Origin of the sequence: uncultured Dokdonia sp., from assembly GCF_947492535.1 — a bacterium.
Classification (GTDB): Bacteria; Bacteroidota; Bacteroidia; order Flavobacteriales; family Flavobacteriaceae; genus Dokdonia.
In genome coordinates this window covers 377612-397302 of sequence record NZ_CANLNH010000002.1, presented here as the reverse complement: position 1 = coordinate 397302, position 19691 = coordinate 377612, and the positions used below count along the sequence as shown (strand labels likewise).

At 34.8% G+C, this 19691-nt stretch carries 14 protein-coding genes and 1 tRNA gene; 8 read left to right on the top strand and 7 right to left on the bottom strand.

All coding sequences use genetic code 11. The features are described 5' to 3' along the window. The first annotated feature begins 12 nt into the window (after nt 1-12). The 3 genes from kbl (at nt 13) to Q1A60_RS04660 (ending at nt 5568) form a co-directional block, all read left to right on the top strand. Nucleotides 13-1209 (top strand): glycine C-acetyltransferase, encoded by a 1197-nt coding sequence (gene kbl, locus Q1A60_RS04670; protein ID WP_299762091.1) that lies wholly within the window; start codon nt 13-15, stop codon nt 1207-1209. Nucleotides 1210-1324: 115 nt separating this feature from the next. Next, nucleotides 1325-2731, top strand: a complete 1407-nt coding sequence (locus Q1A60_RS04665; protein ID WP_299762089.1) for an OmpA family protein — start codon at nt 1325-1327, stop codon at nt 2729-2731. A gap of 113 nt (nt 2732-2844) precedes the next feature. Further along, nucleotides 2845-5568 (top strand): PD-(D/E)XK nuclease family protein, encoded by a 2724-nt coding sequence (locus tag Q1A60_RS04660; protein ID WP_299762086.1) that lies wholly within the window; start codon nt 2845-2847, stop codon nt 5566-5568. 219 nt (nt 5569-5787) lie between these two features. Here Q1A60_RS04660 and Q1A60_RS04655 read toward each other — a convergent pair. Then, nucleotides 5788-5861 (bottom strand) — tRNA-Ala (locus Q1A60_RS04655). A gap of 59 nt (nt 5862-5920) precedes the next feature. Next, on the bottom strand, nt 5921-6715 hold the full coding sequence (locus Q1A60_RS04650) for a universal stress protein (RefSeq protein ID WP_299762083.1): 795 nt from the start codon (nt 6713-6715) through the stop codon (nt 5921-5923). A gap of 49 nt (nt 6716-6764) precedes the next feature. Here Q1A60_RS04650 and Q1A60_RS04645 point away from each other — a divergent pair, with 49 nt between their 5' ends. Continuing rightward, nucleotides 6765-7268 (top strand): GNAT family N-acetyltransferase, encoded by a 504-nt coding sequence (locus Q1A60_RS04645; protein WP_299762080.1) that lies wholly within the window; start codon nt 6765-6767, stop codon nt 7266-7268. A 36-nt stretch (nt 7269-7304) separates the two neighbouring features. Then, nucleotides 7305-8651 carry an MATE family efflux transporter gene (locus tag Q1A60_RS04640; RefSeq protein ID WP_299762583.1) on the top strand — a complete coding sequence of 449 codons (1347 nt, stop codon included), beginning with the start codon at nt 7305-7307 and terminating at the stop codon, nt 8649-8651. A gap of 4 nt (nt 8652-8655) precedes the next feature. On the opposite strand, the gene Q1A60_RS04635 is transcribed toward Q1A60_RS04640, so the two are convergent. Continuing rightward, nucleotides 8656-10506, bottom strand: coding sequence for a sodium:proton antiporter (locus Q1A60_RS04635; protein ID WP_299762077.1), 1851 nt, complete (start codon nt 10504-10506; stop codon nt 8656-8658). 215 nt (nt 10507-10721) lie between these two features. Between Q1A60_RS04635 and Q1A60_RS04630 the strand changes: the two genes are divergently transcribed. From Q1A60_RS04630 to Q1A60_RS04620, 3 genes are read left to right on the top strand one after another with little or no spacing between them, the layout of a single operon-like run. After that, complete coding sequence (locus Q1A60_RS04630; RefSeq protein ID WP_299762074.1) at nt 10722-11579, top strand: MBL fold metallo-hydrolase; 858 nt, start codon at nt 10722-10724, stop codon at nt 11577-11579. A gap of 17 nt (nt 11580-11596) precedes the next feature. Continuing rightward, a complete protein-coding gene (locus tag Q1A60_RS04625; RefSeq protein ID WP_299762071.1) occupies nt 11597-13264 on the top strand; it encodes a S8 family peptidase in 1668 nt (555 codons plus the stop codon). A gap of 6 nt (nt 13265-13270) precedes the next feature. Further along, nucleotides 13271-15109 carry a M1 family metallopeptidase gene (locus Q1A60_RS04620; protein ID WP_299762068.1) on the top strand — a complete coding sequence of 613 codons (1839 nt, stop codon included), beginning with the start codon at nt 13271-13273 and terminating at the stop codon, nt 15107-15109. Nucleotides 15110-15175: 66 nt separating this feature from the next. On the opposite strand, the gene Q1A60_RS04615 is transcribed toward Q1A60_RS04620, so the two are convergent. The 4 genes from Q1A60_RS04615 to Q1A60_RS04600 form a co-directional block, all read right to left on the bottom strand. After that, entirely contained in the window at nt 15176-17902 is a 2727-nt protein-coding gene (locus tag Q1A60_RS04615; RefSeq protein ID WP_299762065.1) for a T9SS type A sorting domain-containing protein, read from the bottom strand. 79 nt (nt 17903-17981) lie between these two features. Next, the gene (locus tag Q1A60_RS04610; RefSeq protein ID WP_299762060.1) at nt 17982-18602 is read right to left on the bottom strand and encodes a lipoprotein signal peptidase; all 621 of its coding nucleotides are present in this window, start codon (nt 18600-18602) and stop codon (nt 17982-17984) included. A 33-nt stretch (nt 18603-18635) separates the two neighbouring features. Beyond that, a complete protein-coding gene (locus Q1A60_RS04605; protein ID WP_299762057.1) occupies nt 18636-19268 on the bottom strand; it encodes a DUF4097 family beta strand repeat-containing protein in 633 nt (210 codons plus the stop codon). A gap of 32 nt (nt 19269-19300) precedes the next feature. Beyond that, complete coding sequence (locus Q1A60_RS04600; RefSeq protein ID WP_299762054.1) at nt 19301-19687, bottom strand: TraR/DksA C4-type zinc finger protein; 387 nt, start codon at nt 19685-19687, stop codon at nt 19301-19303. Between the last annotated feature and the right edge of the window lie 4 nt (nt 19688-19691).

Sequence of the window (19691 nt, the reverse complement as noted above, 5' to 3'; positions counted from 1 at the left end):
AAAACTAAAACCATGTACGGAAAAATACAAGAGCACTTACAAAACGAATTAGCTTCTATAAAAGAAGCTGGACTCTATAAAAAAGAACGTATTATTACCTCGCCACAGGATGCGGTAATTAAAATTTCTACAGGAGAAGAAGTGATTAACTTCTGTGCAAACAACTATTTAGGCCTCTCGTCAAATAAAGAAGTGATCCAAGCAGCAAAAGATGCCATGGATACACATGGTTTTGGAATGAGTTCTGTACGTTTTATTTGTGGTACTCAAGACATACATAAAGAACTAGAGCAAAAGATTGCCCATTTTTATGGAACAGAAGACACCATACTATATGCTGCTGCATTTGATGCCAATGGAGGTGTATTTGAACCCTTATTAGGTAAAGAAGATGCTATTATTTCAGATTCTTTAAACCATGCTTCTATTATAGATGGAGTACGCTTATGTAAAGCAGCTCGTTATCGTTATCAAAATAATGATATGGAAGATTTAGAAGCACAGCTTATAAAAGCAAACGAAGCAGGAGCACGTCATAAAATTATTGTAACCGATGGTGTATTTTCTATGGACGGACTCGTTGCTCCTCTAGATAAAATTTGTGACTTGGCAGACAAATACGATGCGCTGGTGATGATAGATGAGTGTCATGCTACTGGGTTTATTGGAGAAACTGGAAGAGGGACACTTGAAGAAAAAGAAGTGATGGGACGTATTGATATCATCACAGGTACGCTTGGGAAAGCATTAGGCGGTGCTATGGGAGGATATACAACGGCTAAAAAAGAAGTTATCGAGATCTTACGTCAACGCAGTAGACCTTATCTTTTTTCAAATTCTCTTGCACCAGCAATTGTTGGCGCCTCTATTAAAGTTTTTGAGATGTTAGAAAATGACACCTCGTTACGTGATAAACTGGCTAAAAACACAGCATATTTCAAAAATGGGATGAAAAATGCAGGATTTGATATCATAGATGGCGATTCTGCGATTGTTCCTGTCATGTTATATGATGCAAAACTTTCTCAACAAATGGCAGATGCTCTTTTAGAGGAAGGAATCTACGTTATTGGTTTCTTTTTTCCTGTTGTACCAAGGGATAAAGCCCGTATACGTGTACAATTAAGCGCTGCTCACGAGGTAAAACATCTTGATAAGGCAATAGAGGCATTTACAAAAGTGGGAAAAGAATTAGGCGTTATTAATTAGCAAACTTTACACTATAGTCAATGGAATTTCTAAAATTTTAGTACTTTTATCTTTGTTGATTAGTTTTAACAACTTACTTTTGCTTTTAATTAACACTTAAAATTAAGAATAAACAATGAAACATCTTAGCAGATTTTTAGTTGCTTCGCTTCTGATCATGGTAATCGGATCGGTGAATGCACAAGACCAAAATAACCCTTGGGCAATCAGTGTCGGTGCCAATGCTATTGACACTTATCCGGTTGGAGACCGTGCTCGTCAAGCTGGAACAAACCTTGAACTTAGAGGGGGCTTATTTGAAGAATTTTATAATGTAAATGATCACTGGAACATCGTTCCTTCAGTTTCTTATATTAACATTTCTAGATATGTTGGTGACGGATTTATCGTTGGAGTAACTGGAACATTAAACAGAATAGATAAATTAGGTGATGCTTCTCCTTCAAGTGAATTACAACATTATGCTGTAGATGGAGCTGTTTCATATAGTCTTAAAGAAGTTATCGGAACTACTTGGTTTGACCCATATTTATCGGTTGGAGCTGGTTATACTTGGATAGACAGTGAATTAACAGGAGGAACTCCTGGATTTGGAACTGCTAACGGAGGTGCTGGAGTACGTTTCTGGTTATCTGAAAACTTTAACGTAGGATTACAGTCTTTATATAAGCATGTATTTGAAGAAGAAACAGGACCTAAGCACTTTCAGCATTCTGCTTCTTTAGGATTCTCTTTTGGAGGAAAAGATACAGATGGTGACGGAATCTATGACAAAGATGATGCTTGTCCAGAAGTTGCTGGTATTCCTGAATTTGACGGATGTCCTGATTCTGACGGAGATGGTATCCAAGATTCTAAAGATGCTTGTCCTACTGTAGCTGGTTCAGCTGAGTTTGAAGGATGTCCTGATACTGATGGTGACGGAATCCCTGATCCTAAAGATGCGTGTCCAAATGTAGCTGGTGTTGCTGCTTTAGGTGGATGTCCAGATGCTGATAGCGATGGAATTAAAGATGCTGATGACGGTTGTCCAAATGAGGCTGGTCCTCGTGCTAACAACGGATGTCCTTACCAAGATAAAGATGGTGACGGTGTATTAGACAAAGATGATGAGTGTCCAGACGTTGCTGGTACTGTTGCAAATAATGGATGTCCTGAAGTATCTGTAGAAGTTCTTAACGAACTTAACGTACAGTTCAAATCAGTTCTTTTTGATTACAACGCGGCTACTGTTCGTGCAGAATCTAATGCAACTCTTGATAATGTTGCTAAAATCATGAAAGAATATCCTAAGACTCGTTTCTTAATCGAAGGACATACTGACGATAGAGGACGTGATGCTTATAACTTAAACCTTTCTAACGAAAGAGCAGCTTCAGTTAAAAATTACTTAACTAGTCATGGTATTGATGCTTCTCGTTTAGAGTCTAAAGGTTTTGGAGAGTCACAACCAATCGCTTCTAACAAAACTGCTGCTGGACGTCAAGAAAACAGACGTGTACAGCTTTCTATTCTTAAGTAATAGAAAAACAAACATATATTAAAAAAAGCCTTGCTAACGCAAGGCTTTTTTATTTTCCTTAATTTATTCTAGGACAATGCTCCATTTATAGAATAAGTGATTATTTTAGATACATGCAATCATTTATAGAAGACGTTATCACTAAATGTATAGAAGAATTACATGATTTTTCTTCTGTAGCATTTATTGTTCCTAGTAGACGTGCGGGAAGTTTTCTTCGTAATCGTATTGCAATTCATTTAGAGAAATCTATTTTTTCTCCTGAAATATATAGTATTGAAGAATTTATAGAATACTTATCTGGTCTTAAACAGGCATCACAAACAGATCAAATATTTGCATTATATCAAGCATATTTAAAAATAACACCTCCAAAGGAGAAAGAATCTTTCTCTATCTTTTATGGTTGGGCACAAACTATTTTAAGTGATTTTAATGAGATAGACAGATATCTTGTAGATCACACCTCTTTTTTTGATTACCTAAGTGCTATACAAGACTTAAATCACTGGTCTAAGGAAAAAGACACAACTTCTCTCATTAAGAATTATCTTAAATTCTGGAAACTACTCCCTGACTATTATACCCATTTTACTTCAATACTGCTTGAAGCCAATACAGCACACCAAGGACTTATCTATAGGAAAGCTGCAGAAGATATAGAACATTACATTAATAACAATGCAGATAAAAGACATGTGTTTTTAGGTTTTAATGCCTTAAATACTTCTGAACAACATCTTATACAGGCACTTTTAGCTACTGGCAACTCTAAAATTTATTGGGATGCTGAAGCTTATTTTATGGATAATAAAGCTCATGAGGCATCCCTATTTATGAGGGAACATATAAAAAATTGGCCTTATTTTAAATCACATCCTTTCGAAACAGTTTATACTCATTATAACCAACAGAAAGAAATAACAATTACAGAAGTTACTCAAGGATTACAACTTGCAAAATATATTGGAAATGTACTCTCTTCATACTCTAAAGAACAACTAAATGAAACTGTTTTAGTATTAGGTGACGAGTCACTTTTATTACCTATTATTAATGCCCTCCCAAAAAATATTAAAAACATTAATGTTACCATGGGTATTCCGTTAAGACAAACACCGCTAGCGTCTTTGTTTGAACATTTTTTTGTACTAAAAAAAGAGCATAATCAAAAAGGGTTTTATTATAAAAATGTAATTACTCTATTACAACAACCTATTATACATAAACTTCTCTTAGGTCAATCTGAACTGATTATTACTGCGATCCAACAATCAAATATTATTTATATCAATAATGAAGATCTAAAAGAAATAGTAAAGACAGAACAACTTCCTGAAGCGATTGTGACACTATTTGATATTTGGGAAGACAATCCTGCAAAGGCTATAAAAAATTGTTTAACACTCATTCAACTCCTTAAAAACACATTAGATCCTTCTGAAGATGCACTTAACTTAGAATATCTATTTGGTTTTTATAAAACCTTTAATAAATTATCTACATTAAATACTACACATACGTATATAGAAGATATCCCTACGTTTATACGATTCTATAGAGATACCATCTCTTCTGAAACTATAGATTTGCAAGGAGATCCTTACCAAGGATTGCAGATTATGGGAATGCTAGAATCTAGACTTCTAGATTTTAAGCATGTAATTGTTACATCGCTTAATGAAGGCATTCTGCCTGCCGGGAAAAGTAGCAACTCTTATATTCCATACGATTTAAAATACATGCATAACCTACCGACGTATCAAGAGAAAGATGCCGTGTATGCTTATCATTTTTATCGTTTATTACACAGATCAGAACACATTCATTTAGTGTATACCTCAGCAACAGAAGGTGTCGGGGCTACAGAGAAGAGTCGTTTTATACTACAGTTAGAATTAGAAGGAATCCACCCTATTCGTCATGAAGTTGCAACGCCAGCAGTAACTATGACAACGCTTCCATCACAATCCATCACAAAAACAACTGCTGTTATAGAAAGTCTCAAAGGCTTATTTGCATCTGGCTTATCACCCTCTGCAATAGGAACGTATTTACGAAATCCATTAGAGTTTTATTACAAATACGTATTAGGTATTAAAGAGTTGGATGAAGTAGAAGAAATTGTGGCTGCCAATACCATGGGAACCATTATTCACAATGCATTAGAATATCTATATAAACCGTATGTCAATACAAAACTGACTACCGGACATATTGATACCATGCTCTCTAAAATAACCCCAGTGATCAAAGCACAATTTGATCTTATTTTTAAGAGTATGAACCTTTCTAAAGGAAAGAATTTAATTATCTATGAAGTTATACAGCGATACTTAGTTAATTTCCTAGCATTTGAAAAACAAAGTATTCAAAAAGGAGACGACATACGTATTATTCAACTAGAGCAACAATTACAAACCCCTTTACAGCAAGATCAGTTACCTTTTACAACCGTTTTAAAAGGAACCGCTGATCGTATTGAAATACGAAATAATGAAGTTCGTATTATAGATTATAAATCAGGTAGTGTAGATAGAGCTGATCTTATCATCAAAGAATGGTCTGATCTTTTACTTCCTGAAGGCCGTTATGAAAAAGCATTCCAAGTACTCTTATACACCTACATGCTCTACAAATCAAACGGCATTACCTTTCCTGCAAAAGCGGGTATTATATCCTTTAAGAGGCTTAAAAATGGTTTTATGCCTTTTAAATTCGGGAAGGATAGTGACATCACAAAAGAAACCTTACTGGAGTTTGAAAAAGTATTGACGCAATTGATCTGTGAAATTGGAAGTCAGGAGTATGTTTTTGAGGAACAGCTTATCAAATAACAAAAGCTTTTAAGTATGCTAACCTTAAAAGCCATTGTTTAATATTTAAAAGTGGAGAAGATGGGATTAACTTCGTTGGGCCCATAAACACCGCTACTGCAAATAGAAAACCAGAAATGCTAGCGCATCCCTTGGTATTGTTTTTTCAAAAACTCGAAAGGGGACCTTTCGGTTTTCTCCAAAAGAAAAACCACACTCTCGTGTGTTTTCTAATTGATGTGGAGAAGATGGGACTCGAACCCACGACCTCTTGACTGCCAGTCAAACGCTCTAGCCAGCTGAGCTACATCCCCGACATATGCTAAATACGATTTCCTATCTGCCGATAGGCAGGCGCGAAAGCATATAAATACTACTCTTCTACTCGTAAAATAAGCAACGGTTTTGTCGTATAAAAATCTTTTTTCAAGACAGCATCTGTCTCCCAAAGCTTTTTGAAAAACCCTCGTTTCCTTTGTACTACACAAATCATATCTGGATCGTGAGATTGGAAATGTTCTAAAACACCTTGATACGTAGTTGCGTTTTTTGTTTGGGTATATGAAGATATTATTCTTTTAAGTTTACCACTCACTTCTAGCATTTCTGGAGTGCTATCTGGTGTCTCAACATGTAAAAGATGTACTTTACTATCAAAATGTTTTTGGAACTTAAAAATAGGATCTAGCATTCTCTTTTTAGAGAATTTTCCATACTTGAATGCCATTAGTATTTTTTCTGGTGCTTTAAACACTTCATTTACAGGAACAACAAGTGCTGGAATATTAGTGTCTTTAACAAGTTTTCCAGAGGTTTTTCCTAGATACACCTCATCTCTTTGCGAGTTACTACGAGGTGATAGTATCATTAAATCTACTGGAACATGTTTATTAAAGCGTTCTACACCTTCTAATATTTCTCCTTTAATAGGGTGTGCTATAACAGATACACTCTTCTTATCTACAGAGTTAAGTACCGTATCAATACGATTTTCAGATTCTTCTTTAAGTAGGGTATTTACTTTTGACATACCACCAACTCTTGAAAACTCTTGAAAAACAGAAATAACATATACATTAGCATCTATCTTTTCGGCAAGATCAATTGCATATTGTAGTGTCGTAATGGCACCATTAGATGAACCTATAGGAACAAGTATATTTTTCATAGAATAAGACTTATTTTAGCTGTATATAAAGCAAAAATACTCTATATCTGTGATTGTACCCGCAAAAATTTCGGAAATCCCTGAAATTCTATCGCTTACTAAGGCTTGCGCTGCCTTTATGATCTCTAAAGGAATCTACCAATGGAATGAGCATTATCCATCAAAAAAGGCTTTTGAAAGGGATATAAAACGTAATGAACTCTATCTTTTAAAAAAAGAAAATCAGATTATAGGAACAATTGTCATTTCTACCTTCATGGATGATGAGTACACCACTGTAAATTGGCTTTCGCCAAATGAAAAGAATCTTTACATTCATAGGCTCGCCGTACATCCATCGTTTCAAAAACAAGGGTATGCCATTCAATTAATGGAATATGCGGAAGCTTTCGCGAAAGCGAATAATGCCATTTCCGTACGATTAGATACGTTTAGTCAGAATCCTAGAAATCAAAGATTTTATGAGCAAAGAGGCTACAAACGCCTCGGCAATATTTATTTCCCTAAACAAAGCGAATTTCCTTTTTATTGTTATGAACTTCTCTTAACCTAGACTAACACGTAATTCACTTACTAAAACGTATTACATATCGAAGATAATTCCTCCATAAATATTTCCTTTAAGCGTATTCAGCAGCTGGCAATACCCGCTATTATTGCTGGTATCGCAGAGCCTGTTCTTTCTAGTACAGATGCTGCTATTGTTGGAAACATGGATGCTTATAGTACAGAATCACTTGCTGCTGTAGGGATTGTAGGCGCTTTTTTGTCGTCACTCATTTGGATATTAGGACAAACGCGAAGTGCAATATCTGCTGTTATTTCTCAAAATTTAGGTGCTGGAAAACTAGACGATATTAAAGTTTTACCTGCGCAAGCTGTCTATTTTAATATCATCCTCAGTTTTATCGTTTTGGGAAGCACTTACTTTTTTGCTGAAGAAATTTTTAGGGTACTGAAGGCAAAAGGAATGATCTTAGACTTAAGTTTAGAGTACTATAATATCAGAGTATGGGGATTCCCGTTGACCCTATTTACGTTTGCTATTTTTGGTATTTTTAGAGGTTTACAAAATACCTTTTGGCCTATGATTGTTGCTATGTCTGGCGCGCTTATTAATATAGGACTCGACTTTGTTCTTGTATATGGTGTTGAAGATGTAATAACCCCTATGGGTATTAAAGGTGCTGCATGGGCAAGTCTTATTTCACAAATTTTTATGGCAATTATGGCACTTATTTTTGTGCTCATAAAGACCGATGTTTCATTGCGTTTACGCTTTCCCTTACATAAAGAAATTAATAGACTTATTGGTATGAGTCTTAATTTATTTGTGCGTTCCTTGTCGCTAAATATTGCTATTGTTCTGGCTGTAAAAGAAGCCACGGCACTAGGAAAAGAAACGATTGCCGCACATACCATTGCTGCTAATATTTGGTTATTTACAGCCTTTTTTATTGATGGATACGGTGCTGCTGGTAATGTATTAGGAGGAAGATTACTTGGAGCAAAAAGCTATAAAGACCTCTGGACCTTAACGAAACGACTTAATCTATATAATCTAGTGGTTGCAGGGCTATTAATGATTACTGCCTTTTTATTTTATAAATCCTCAGGCCTTCTGTTTAGTAAAGATGAAAGTGTACTTGAAATCTTTTATACGGTCTTCTTTATTGTGATTCTTATGCAGCCTCTTAATTCTATCACCTTTACACTAGATGCTATATTTAAAGGCTTAGGAGAAACCGCTTATTTACGTAACACTTTACTAAGTGCTACTTTTTTAGGGTTTATTCCTATGATATACCTTAGTAAATATATGGGGTGGGGTCTTACGGGAATTTGGATCGCTTTTGTTGTATGGATGTTTATTAGAACTGGCGCTCTAATCATTAAGTATCATAACACCTATTATAAATTAGCCAAAAGAAACTAAATCACTATTCATTTGCAGTTTTCTCAAGTTTGTTAATCATCGGCTTTCCTAGATATACCACATTACAACCTTCAAAAGATTTTGATTCTATCTCTTCTATACGGGAGCTTATAATATCAATATACCCATCTTTCTCTTTAATGAATAGAGGGATCATTTCCTTTTCCTGTAATAATACTTCCGTTATAGATGTAAACTCTTCTTGAGAATTTACAGGAACTTCCTGAATAGTTGGATATTTTCTAGCGACTTCTATTAGATTGATATAATCGTCTGTTGTAGAAAAAAGACCCTCTTTAGGAATATTATTTGGATCGTCCATCTCTCTTTTTGAAATAAGTCTAAAAGCGCCATTCTCACCAAACTGTTTTCTAAATCGGTTTATTGCGTAGTTATTCACTTCACTACTTCCCGTTAGTGACATTAAATAACCTATATGACTAAGCTCAACATTATCTGTAACATCATCAGAATATATGTTGGCTTCGATAGCATCTAATTCTGCTTCTTTTGCCATACGAACATTTGCTCCATTACTATCTAAAAGTACTACATGCCTATCATTTTTTTGTAAATATTTAGCAATTAATCGTGATACCTCTGAGGCTCCTACAATTAAGATTCCATCAGATTTTTTAAGGAAAACGCCTATTGCTTTAGCAAAGATTCGTGCTGTAGTAGCGTTTAATAATACTGTTCCTAATACAATCATAAAAACTAACGGAGTAATATACTCTGCTCCTGGTTCTCCTTTTAATAATAATTTTGAACCAAACAGGGAAGCAATACCAGCAGCGACAATACCACGAGGTCCTACCCAACTGATAAAAATACGCTCATTCATTTTGAGATCAGAGCCATTTGTACTAAGAAATACGCCTATGGGTCGTATTACAAACACAACAACAAGAAACAAAACAGCTGTTTCCCATCTATACAGTAATTGTAGGTCTTCTATATTAATATTTGCAGATAGAAGTATAAATAAAATAGAAATTAATAAGACACTTAACGATTCTTTAAAATATAAGAGCTCTTTTAAATTAGGTAAGTTAATATTCCCAAGCACCATTCCCATTACTACAACTGCAAGTAATCCAGATTCATGTGCAAACGCATCTGACATCACAAAAACACCTAATACAGCAGATAATGTAGCTACATTAAGGAGGTAGTGCGGAATCAAATGTTTTTTAGTTGCAAAAGCTAGTGCATGTGCAAAAGAAAAACCAAATGTACTTCCAAAAAGAACAATTTTACCAAATTCTTTAAGTGCTGTGACTGTAAATTCTCCTCCTCCCTCTGCTGAAATAAACTCATATACTAATACAGCAACTAATGCACCTATAGGATCTATTAATATCCCTTCCCATTTTAATACAGAAGATACATCCTTTTTAAGGGGAATGTTACGTAAAATTGGAGAAATCACCGTAGGGCCTGTTACAATAATAAGCCCAGAAAACAGAAAAGAAATCTTAAGACTAAGTCCAAAAATAAAATAAGTAGCAGCGCCAGCTCCTACAAAAGTTACGATACTACCAAGAGTAATAAGTTTGGTTATTACAGGACCTATATTACGAAGTTCAGACCGTTTAAGCGTAAGTCCTCCTTCAAAGAGGATAATACTTATGGCTAATGAAACAAAATAATAAAGACTTTCTCCTGGAAAAAACCCTTCTACTCCATTCCATATGGGTTCTATCCACTTTGTTCCATCATCAGAAAATAATGTAGAAAAAGGTCCTACTAAAAGGCCTATCAGTATAAGCGGTAGAATTGCAGGCAATTTTAATCGCCAAGCCACCCACTGTGCAATAATTCCTAGAATAATAATTCCTGCTAATTCTAACATATACGCTCCATTTAGATGTTAAAGCTACTTCACAAATAAGGAATATACAATTCTTTGTTAAAAAGGCATCGAGAAATCTTTGTAAAAATGCCTTTTTCCTTATTTTGCATAGATTTTAGATATGAGAAAAAGATGGTTTTATACGCTTTCGCGAAAGCGTATACAGATCAACACCTATTTTATCTACGCTCTTTTTAAATATACAAATAGATTTTATGAAAATATATCCCATAGAAGCTGGTCATTTTAAATTAGATGGTGGCGCTATGTTTGGCGTAGTTCCTAAAACGTTATGGACACGTACCAATCCAGCAGATGCAAACAATATGATTGATATTGCTGCGCGCTGTATGCTTATAGAAGATGGGGATCGTCTTATTCTTATAGATACGGGAATGGGAAATAAGCAATCTGAAAAGTTTTATAGTTATTACCATTTATGGGGGGATTATACTATAGATACTTCATTGGCAAAGCATGGTTTCCATCGAGATGATATTACAGATGTGTTTATGACGCATCTTCACTTTGATCATTGTGGAGGCTCTGTACAATGGAATAAAGACAGAACAGGATACGAACCTGCGTTTAAAAATGCTACCTTTTGGAGTAATGAAGATCATTGGAAATGGGCAACACAACCTAATAGAAGAGAACGTGCTTCTTTCTTAAAAGAAAACATTCTTCCTATGGAAGAAAGTGGCCAATTACAATTTATCTCAAGAGAAGGAACTCATTTTCAAGAAACATCAGAACTGGGTTTTGGTATCTTTTTTGCAGATGGGCATACAGATAAACAAATGATTCCTCATATTACATACCAAGACAAAACAATTGTTTTTATGGCAGATTTACTCCCTACTGCGGGGCATTTGCCTTTGCCCTTTGTAATGGGGTATGATACGCGACCGCTACTTACTTTAGACGAGAAAGAACTCTTTTTAAATACTGCTGCAGATAAAGGATATTATTTATGGCTAGAACATGATGCTCATAATCCTATCATTACTGTACAGCATACCGAAAAAGGAGTCCGTCTTAAAGATACTTTTGCTCTAAATGAAATTCTTTAAATTTATTACCTATTAAAATGCATACTATTTATAAAAAAATCACCCTTATCATTACAATGGCTACTCTTATAGTAGCTTGTGATACTCCTGCTCCTTTAGTTTCTGTGGCAGAAGTAAATGTAGACAACAATCCTTTAAAAGTTAAATCACTTTCAGAAGCACAAGAAAAATCGTGGAGTTCTAAAGATTTGATGAATGACACTATACCTGGTATGAGTGTTGAAAAGACATATGCCGAAATCCTTCCAGGAAAATCAGGTGTTCAAACTATTGTCGCTGTTATTGATAGTGGAATAGATATTACTCACGAAGATCTTAAAAACTCCATTTGGACAAACTCTAAAGAGATTCCTGGTAATGGAAAAGACGACGATAATAATGGATATATAGACGATATTCATGGATGGAATTTCTTAGGAAACATTACAGACGAACAATTAGAACTTTCCAGAATTGTAGATCGCTACGATTCTGAGTTTAAAGGAAAAACAGTTGCTCAAATTCCAGCAAATAAAAAAGATGTTTTCCTGTCTTATCAAAAAGCAAAATCTGAACATTCTGAAAAAATACAAGAGCTTCAAGGTGTTTTACAACGTACTACCCAAATAAAACAACAAGTAGAAGCATCACATACAGTTGTATCAAAAAAATTAGGGAAGGAAGATTATAGTCTTAAAGAATTAAACGCTATTAAAAATCCAAATGAAGAAATGCAGAATCATATTGGTTTTTTAACGCAAATGTTCCAGTTTAGTGATAGTATTCCTGATATTATAACATTAATAGGGAAAGATTTAGAACAAATTGAAGATCAGTTTGTTAATTACAGTTTAAATGCATCTTTCAGAAAAGTATTAGGAGATAACCCCTATGATATAGAAGATAAAGGATACGGAGACAATAATGTTACTGGACCTGAAGCTGAAGGAGCTAGACACGGTACACATGTGGGGGGTATTATTGCTGCACAACGCAATAATGGTAAAGGTATGGATGGCATTGCCAATAGCAATATCAAACTTATGGTATTGCGCGCTGTTCCTAACGGAGATGAGTACGACAAAGATATTGCATTGGCTATTCGTTATGCTGTAGATAATGGAGCCAAAGTAATCAACACTTCTTTTGGTAAGTATTATTCTCAAAACCCAGGATGGGTATATGATGCGATTAAATATGCTGCCAAAAAAGATGTGCTTATTGTGAATGCTGCTGGGAATGAAGGATATAATCTAGATGATGCTACACATAGAGTATTTCCTAATGATCAATGGGGTAATAATCCCGAAATAAGTAATACATTTCTAACAGTAGGCGCATTGAATAAAAAATACGGAGGTGAAATGGTTGCAAACTTTTCCAACTATGGAAAGTCCAATGTAGATGTTTTTGCTCCTGGAGTTCGTATTTGGTCAACAACACCTAATAACACCTATGAATTTCTACAAGGAACGTCTATGGCGGCTCCAAATACAGCCGGAGTTGCTGCTATGTTACGAAGTTATTACCCTAAGCTTAAAGCAAGTCAAATAAAAGACATTATTATGAAAAGTGGATCACTGACTACTAACTCTGTAATTGTATCTGGAGATCCATCTAAAAGAGCTCGTTTTGATGAACTTTCTAAATCAGGAAAAATAGTAAATATGTATAATGCCTTTAAATTGGCAGCACTAAATAAATAAGTACCAATGATCAAACCTATTCTAAAATGCTTTCTTTTTGTAGGCCTATGTGCCTTTTTTATCACAAATAGTATTGCACAAAACACCTCATATTGGCAACAACATGTTGATTACAAAATGGAAATCGACATGAATGTAAATAACTATCAATACGATGGAAAACAAGAGTTAACGTATACCAATAACTCTCCTGACACCCTAACTCAGGTGTTTTATCACCTTTATTTTAATGCCTTTCAACCAGGAAGCGAAATGGATATACGATCACGCTCTATTGCCGATCCAGATCCTCGCGTAGGTGATCGAATAAGCAAATTAGCCCCTGATGAAATTGGATTTATGAAAGTAAATAGCCTTAGTCAAAATGGAAAAAACACCTCTTATACTGTTGCTGGAACTGTACTAGAAGTAATATTGGCTCAACCTATTTTACCTGGTCAAAAAACCACTTTTAAGATGGATTTTACAGGACAAGTGCCTGTACAAATACGTCGTAGTGGCCGCAATAATAAAGAAGGTGTTGCATTATCTATGACCCAATGGTATCCTAAACTTGCCGAATACGATTTTGAAGGATGGCATGCAGATCCTTATATCGGACGTGAATTTCATGGGGTATGGGGCGATTTTGATGTGAAAATCACAATAGATGCCGACTTTACACTAGGAGGAACTGGTTATGTGCAAAATGGAAATAAAGTAGGACATGGCTACCAAGATGAAGGAGCTTCTGCTACTCCTAAAACAAAAAGAGGAAAATACACTTGGCATTTTGTAGCACCAAACGTACATGATTTTACATGGGCTGCAGATCCAAATTATAGACATGATACTATTATAGGTGAAAATGGTGTAGAACTACACTTCTTATATAAGAACAATCCAGAAATAATAGAAAACTGGAAAAATCTACAATCTAAAACAGCAGCTATCCTTTCTTATCTTAATAAACATGTAGGCAAATACCCATACAAACAATACTCTGTTATACAAGGAGGTGATGGTGGTATGGAGTACGCAATGTGTACTTTAATTACTGGAGAACGAAGCTTTGGAAGTTTAGTAGGAGTAACTGCTCATGAATTTGCCCACACATGGTTTCAATTCTTATTAGCAACAAACGAAGCAAAACACGAATGGATGGATGAAGGTTTTACATCGTATATCTCTGCAAAAGCCATGAATGAAGTGATGGAACAAAACAGAGAAAACCCTGTTTCTGGATCTTATAGCGGATATTATAGATTAGTTGAAAGTGGATATGAGCAGCCACAGACAACGCATGCAGATCGCTATAATAGAAACTTTGCTTATGGAGTAGCAGCGTATAGTAAAGGAGCCATCTTCCTATCTCAATTAGGCTATATTATTGGTGAAGAAAACTTGGCAAAAACCTTAAAAAGGTATTATGCTGATTTTGCATTCAAACATCCTACGCCTAATGATATCAAGCGTACTGCAGAAAAAGTATCAGGCATACAATTAGATTGGTATCTAACCGATTGGACACAAACTACCAATACAATAGATTATGCTATTACAGAAGTTGTTGAAGATGGTAATAAAACGAAAATTACGCTTTCGCGAAAAGGTGAGATGCCTATGCCTATAGATTTACAGATTACAACGACTAAAGGAGAATCAATGTATTACGTACCTTTACGAATCATGCGTGGAGAAAAACCTAATACAACGAATTATACTCAATTAGAAGATTGGCCTTGGACAAATCCAACCTATACATTTACCATTGATGTTCCTATGTCAAAAATAAAATCAATGACTATTGATCCTAGCACATTGATGGCAGATATAAATCGAGAAAATAACGATTGGAGAAAGTAAGCTATTTCCAAAAAACAAAAATCCCGCTTTAATAGCGGGATTTTTTATTGTATATATTATTGTTTACTATCTCTTAATAAATCGAGTAGTAACTGTTGCATTATTCTGAGTAATAGCACGTATAAAATATACTCCATTTGTATATCCACTTACATCTATTGTACCTTGAGAAAGATTAGCTACATCTCCTCCTTCCAGAATTCTTCCTGTATAATCTATGATTTGATATTCTCTAATATTGTTAGCTCCAGAAGTTCTAAAGTTCAATATGTCGCTTGTAGGGTTCGGAAATACTCGTAGTATATTCTCATCTGCATCATTTTCTGCAAAATCATCTACAGCAAGTACGGTTGTTAATTCTGTAGCAAACATTCCATTTCCATGAGTTCCTATTAATAAAGTATTATCTGAAGGACGATACTCTAAATCACTTACAACAGGAATACCTAATATACTTCCTCCTTCTAGTTCCCAATCAATATTTTCTGGATCAATATTACTATATAAACCTCTTGCAGTCCCTACAAAATATTGTATCTGACCTTCAACTTCTAAAATTTGAGCTGACCTCATAGAGTTAGGAGCTATATTACCTTCTACTAACGTCCAATCAGGCGTGTCACTTGTTGCATTTGAAGTTATAAAAATACTAGGGATGTTATAATTAGCATACACAACCATTGCAATATCAGGATTTGTTGGATGGATTGCCATTGCACTAACAATTGACCCTTGCACCGTCGAAGCTGCTGGGGGTGTTATATTAATTGCATTACCTAAACTAGATGCATTTTGAGGGTCATCTAACCTGAAAACCCCTCCATTTTGTCCTCCAATTAATAAATAACTTGTAGCTGGGTCATAAGTTCCTCTAGTTGTTGCAAATGATCTTAAAAGTTCATTAGTTGGTAAAAATCCTAAATTATTCCAAGTACTTGAATTAACTGTACTCGCGTTTGTAGTTCCAAATAATTGTCCTCCATTAGCATAATACAATGCATTATTATTATCAGGATCTAAATGGAATAACGTCACAAATAGACTATTATTAGTATTAGTAGGCTGAATATTTACCAAATTTCCTGTTGTAAAGTTTTGTCTTAAAATCAATCCTAATTGAGATCCAAAATACCCAATAAGATTCCCTTCAGTTCTACCTATTCCAACAGAAACTCCATCACCTCCAAAAATAGTAAGCATCTCTGTTTCATTAGGTAATCCAACACTAACACCACCTCCAGTGGTTCCATTATCCTGAGCACCTCCAATTACAAAATCAGACCCCTCTAATTGATCTAGGAAAACATCATAATACTGATATGTTTGATAATTATTATTAAGATTTACCCAATCAACTGTTGGGGCATTAATGTCATCTGTTCTATGAACTCCTCCATCAGATCCTGTAAAAAAGACATTAGTATCAAATGGACTAAAAACTAGACTGTGAACATCTGGGTGATGTGTATCTCCATTTGGAGTGTCATAAAGTGCAATCATAGCTCCGTTATACCCTCCTATAATCTCAAACGAATTATCTGTTTCAATATTTTCAATACGATAAGCACTTGTGCCAGCAATTGCTACATAATTTGCATCATCAGGCCTAACAACAATATCTAAATCATATCCTCCTTGGATAGAAAAAGGGTCAACACCTCCTATAGGACCTCCTGGTAAATTAGGCATTTTTGAGGTAAAATCAGTCCATTCATCTGCAGCTAAATCATAGCGCCATATATCTGACTCTACTTGATTTGCAGCACTACTTGCTCCATTCCCATAAATAACATAAAGGACATTCGTATCTGATGGTGCTGTCGCAACAACAACTCTTCCAACAGAAGACCAACCTGTAGGATCTCCATTTTCAGCAATGCGTATCCAGGTTCCATCACCAGTTTCAGAGGTATAAACACCATTATTAACTCCTGTTCCTCCTATAGCAGCATAAACACGGCCGGTTGTATCTATATCTACATCAGTAAAGTTGTTTCCTCCTGCATTAAGTTCTGTTGTAAAGGTAGCTCCATCATATCGCATAATAGAGTTGATAGTTGCTACAAAGAGATCTCCTGTAATAGGACTAACTGCAAGTGAAAATGTAAGATCAAAAGGTGAATCAAATGCTTCAAATGTAGAATCTGTGCCTGGTATTTGAGTCCAAGTAACCCCTCCATCTACAGATTGCCATATTCCTTGTCCGAGAAATCCAGCACCCAATGATGCTGAATTTCCTAATGGTTCTCCTGTAGAATAATACATTATATTTTGAAATCCAGGACGAGGATCTTGTGCAATTGATACGACGTTATGAATTTCATTATTAGGTGTAACTTTAGTCCAGCTCTCGCCACCATTTGTTGTTCTAAAAACACCACTACTCACACCACCAGCTAACATGGTATTTCCTGTTGAATCAGAAATATCAATAATAATAGATCTTGTTCTTCCTCCTAAATTTGATGGCCCTCTAAGGGTATATGAATTCTCAGAAGCTTGAGTAATATTAGTAGTACTTAGTTTTTCTAATCCTATATTTAACTCTAGAGCTCGTTCTATTTTTGGAACTTCTCCAGAAACGGGATCTTTCTGAAGATTAAATTCATACTCTACACGATCTTGAGTATGTTCGTATTTTTCTTCTATTGTTTTTTTCTTTGTCTTGGCAGGAGTAGGAACTACTAAATGTAACTCTTTATTTTGTCTTTCTCCATTAGCTCCTCTATTTACGAGTAAATAGGAAAACACTCCTAAGGACAGGAATGCTAAAGCATACGTAATTTTTTTCATTTTAATAACAATTTTAATATTCTTAGTGTATATAGAGATTGACTAGGAATACTATGGTCGTTATTAATTATAAATCATTTCAAGCAGATTCGGTTTTTGGAAATACTTTTTTATTAAAAACAAGAAGTATTCCCACACCAGTACTTATTGCCATATCTGCTATATTAAAAATAGCATTAAAAAAAGTAAATGTTTTCCCTCCTATAAAAGGAATCCAAGAAGGAAATGTTGCGTCTTTTATAAATGGAAAATAAAGCATATCGACCACATTACCATATAATGGTTTTGCATACCCTCCTCCTCCAGGTAAGAAGTTTGCTATATTTCCGTTATCACTAGATTCAAAAAATACGCCATACAATAAAGAGTCAATAATATTACCTACAGCGCCTGCAAATATTAGAGAGACAGAAATAATAAGAAGTTTTGGAGCGTTATCTTTTACTGATTTATAGAGCCAATATCCAATTAATGGCGCGATAATTAAGCGAAATAATGAAAGTATAATTTTACCGTATTCTCCTGGTAATTGCGCACCCCAAGCAGCACCTTCATTTTCAACAAAATAAATTTGAAACCAATCCAATCCGAAAACTTTAATTGATTCATTTAAATGAAAATGTGTTTTTATATAAATCTTGATACATTGATCTACAAGAAGTATTAAAAAGACAATAAGTCCTGCTTTTTTTAGTGACATACAATTTATTTAAGGTGGTAAAAATACGTCTTTTTACTGTGAATTTATAACTGTTATATCACCATCGATACTCTGTAAATACAATGTTTTGGCTCCAGTCATCCCTTTAGGAATAACGATCATTCCGTTGCGAGATTGCGCGTCTATATTTACATTTTTTGTTTCTAGATCAATATTTCCAGATATTGTATTGATATATACGCTTTCGCGAAAGCGGAAACTGGATAAATAACATCTTCCTTTTTCTAAATTAACACGTATTTGATTATAATCTCCTTGCACTTCTACACTTGCTAGTGTTGAATACACATCAAGAGTGAGTCCTTCTGGAAGGGTTATATCTAATACAATAGATAATACCTTATGGGCTGATAGTTTATCGTTAAAAGGAATAAAATCTGGTGTGCGACCTGTCGTAATTTTTAAGGTTCCATCTTTAAGTACCGTGTGAAGTAATGTACTTTCAAAAGTTTCTCCTTCTATTTGAGTATATATCTCTATTTTATCTGTTTGACTTGTCGTGACTTTAATTTGAAAAATCTCATCACTATCAATGTACAATGTGTGCGTACTGCCTACATCATATTCTTTAAATAGTTTTTTTTGCGCAAATGTAGTACTTGGAAACGCAACTAATAGTGTAAAGAAGAAGAAGTAATATTTCATAAAAAAGCGTCCCGAAAGACGCTATTATAGTGTTAGCTCTGCATATTTTTAGCTTCAATGCTAAGTGTTGCATGCGGTACTAGTTTTAATCGCTCAGGATTAATAAGTTTTTTAGTGACACGACAAATACCATATGTTTTATTATTGATACGCGTAATCGCATTTTTAAGATCTCTAATAAACTTCTCTTGCCTAATCGCAAGTGCACTATTAGCTTCTTTACTCATCGTTGCACTTCCTTCTTCAAAAGATTTGAATTGAGGAGATGTATCGTCTGTACCATTTGTGCCATCGTTAAGATAAGCGCTTTTTATTAAATCTAAATCGCGTTGCGCTTTATCTATTTTTTCTTGAATGATGATGCGAAATTCTTCTAATTCGGCATCGCTATATCTTTGTCCTTTTGTTGTATCTGCCATATTA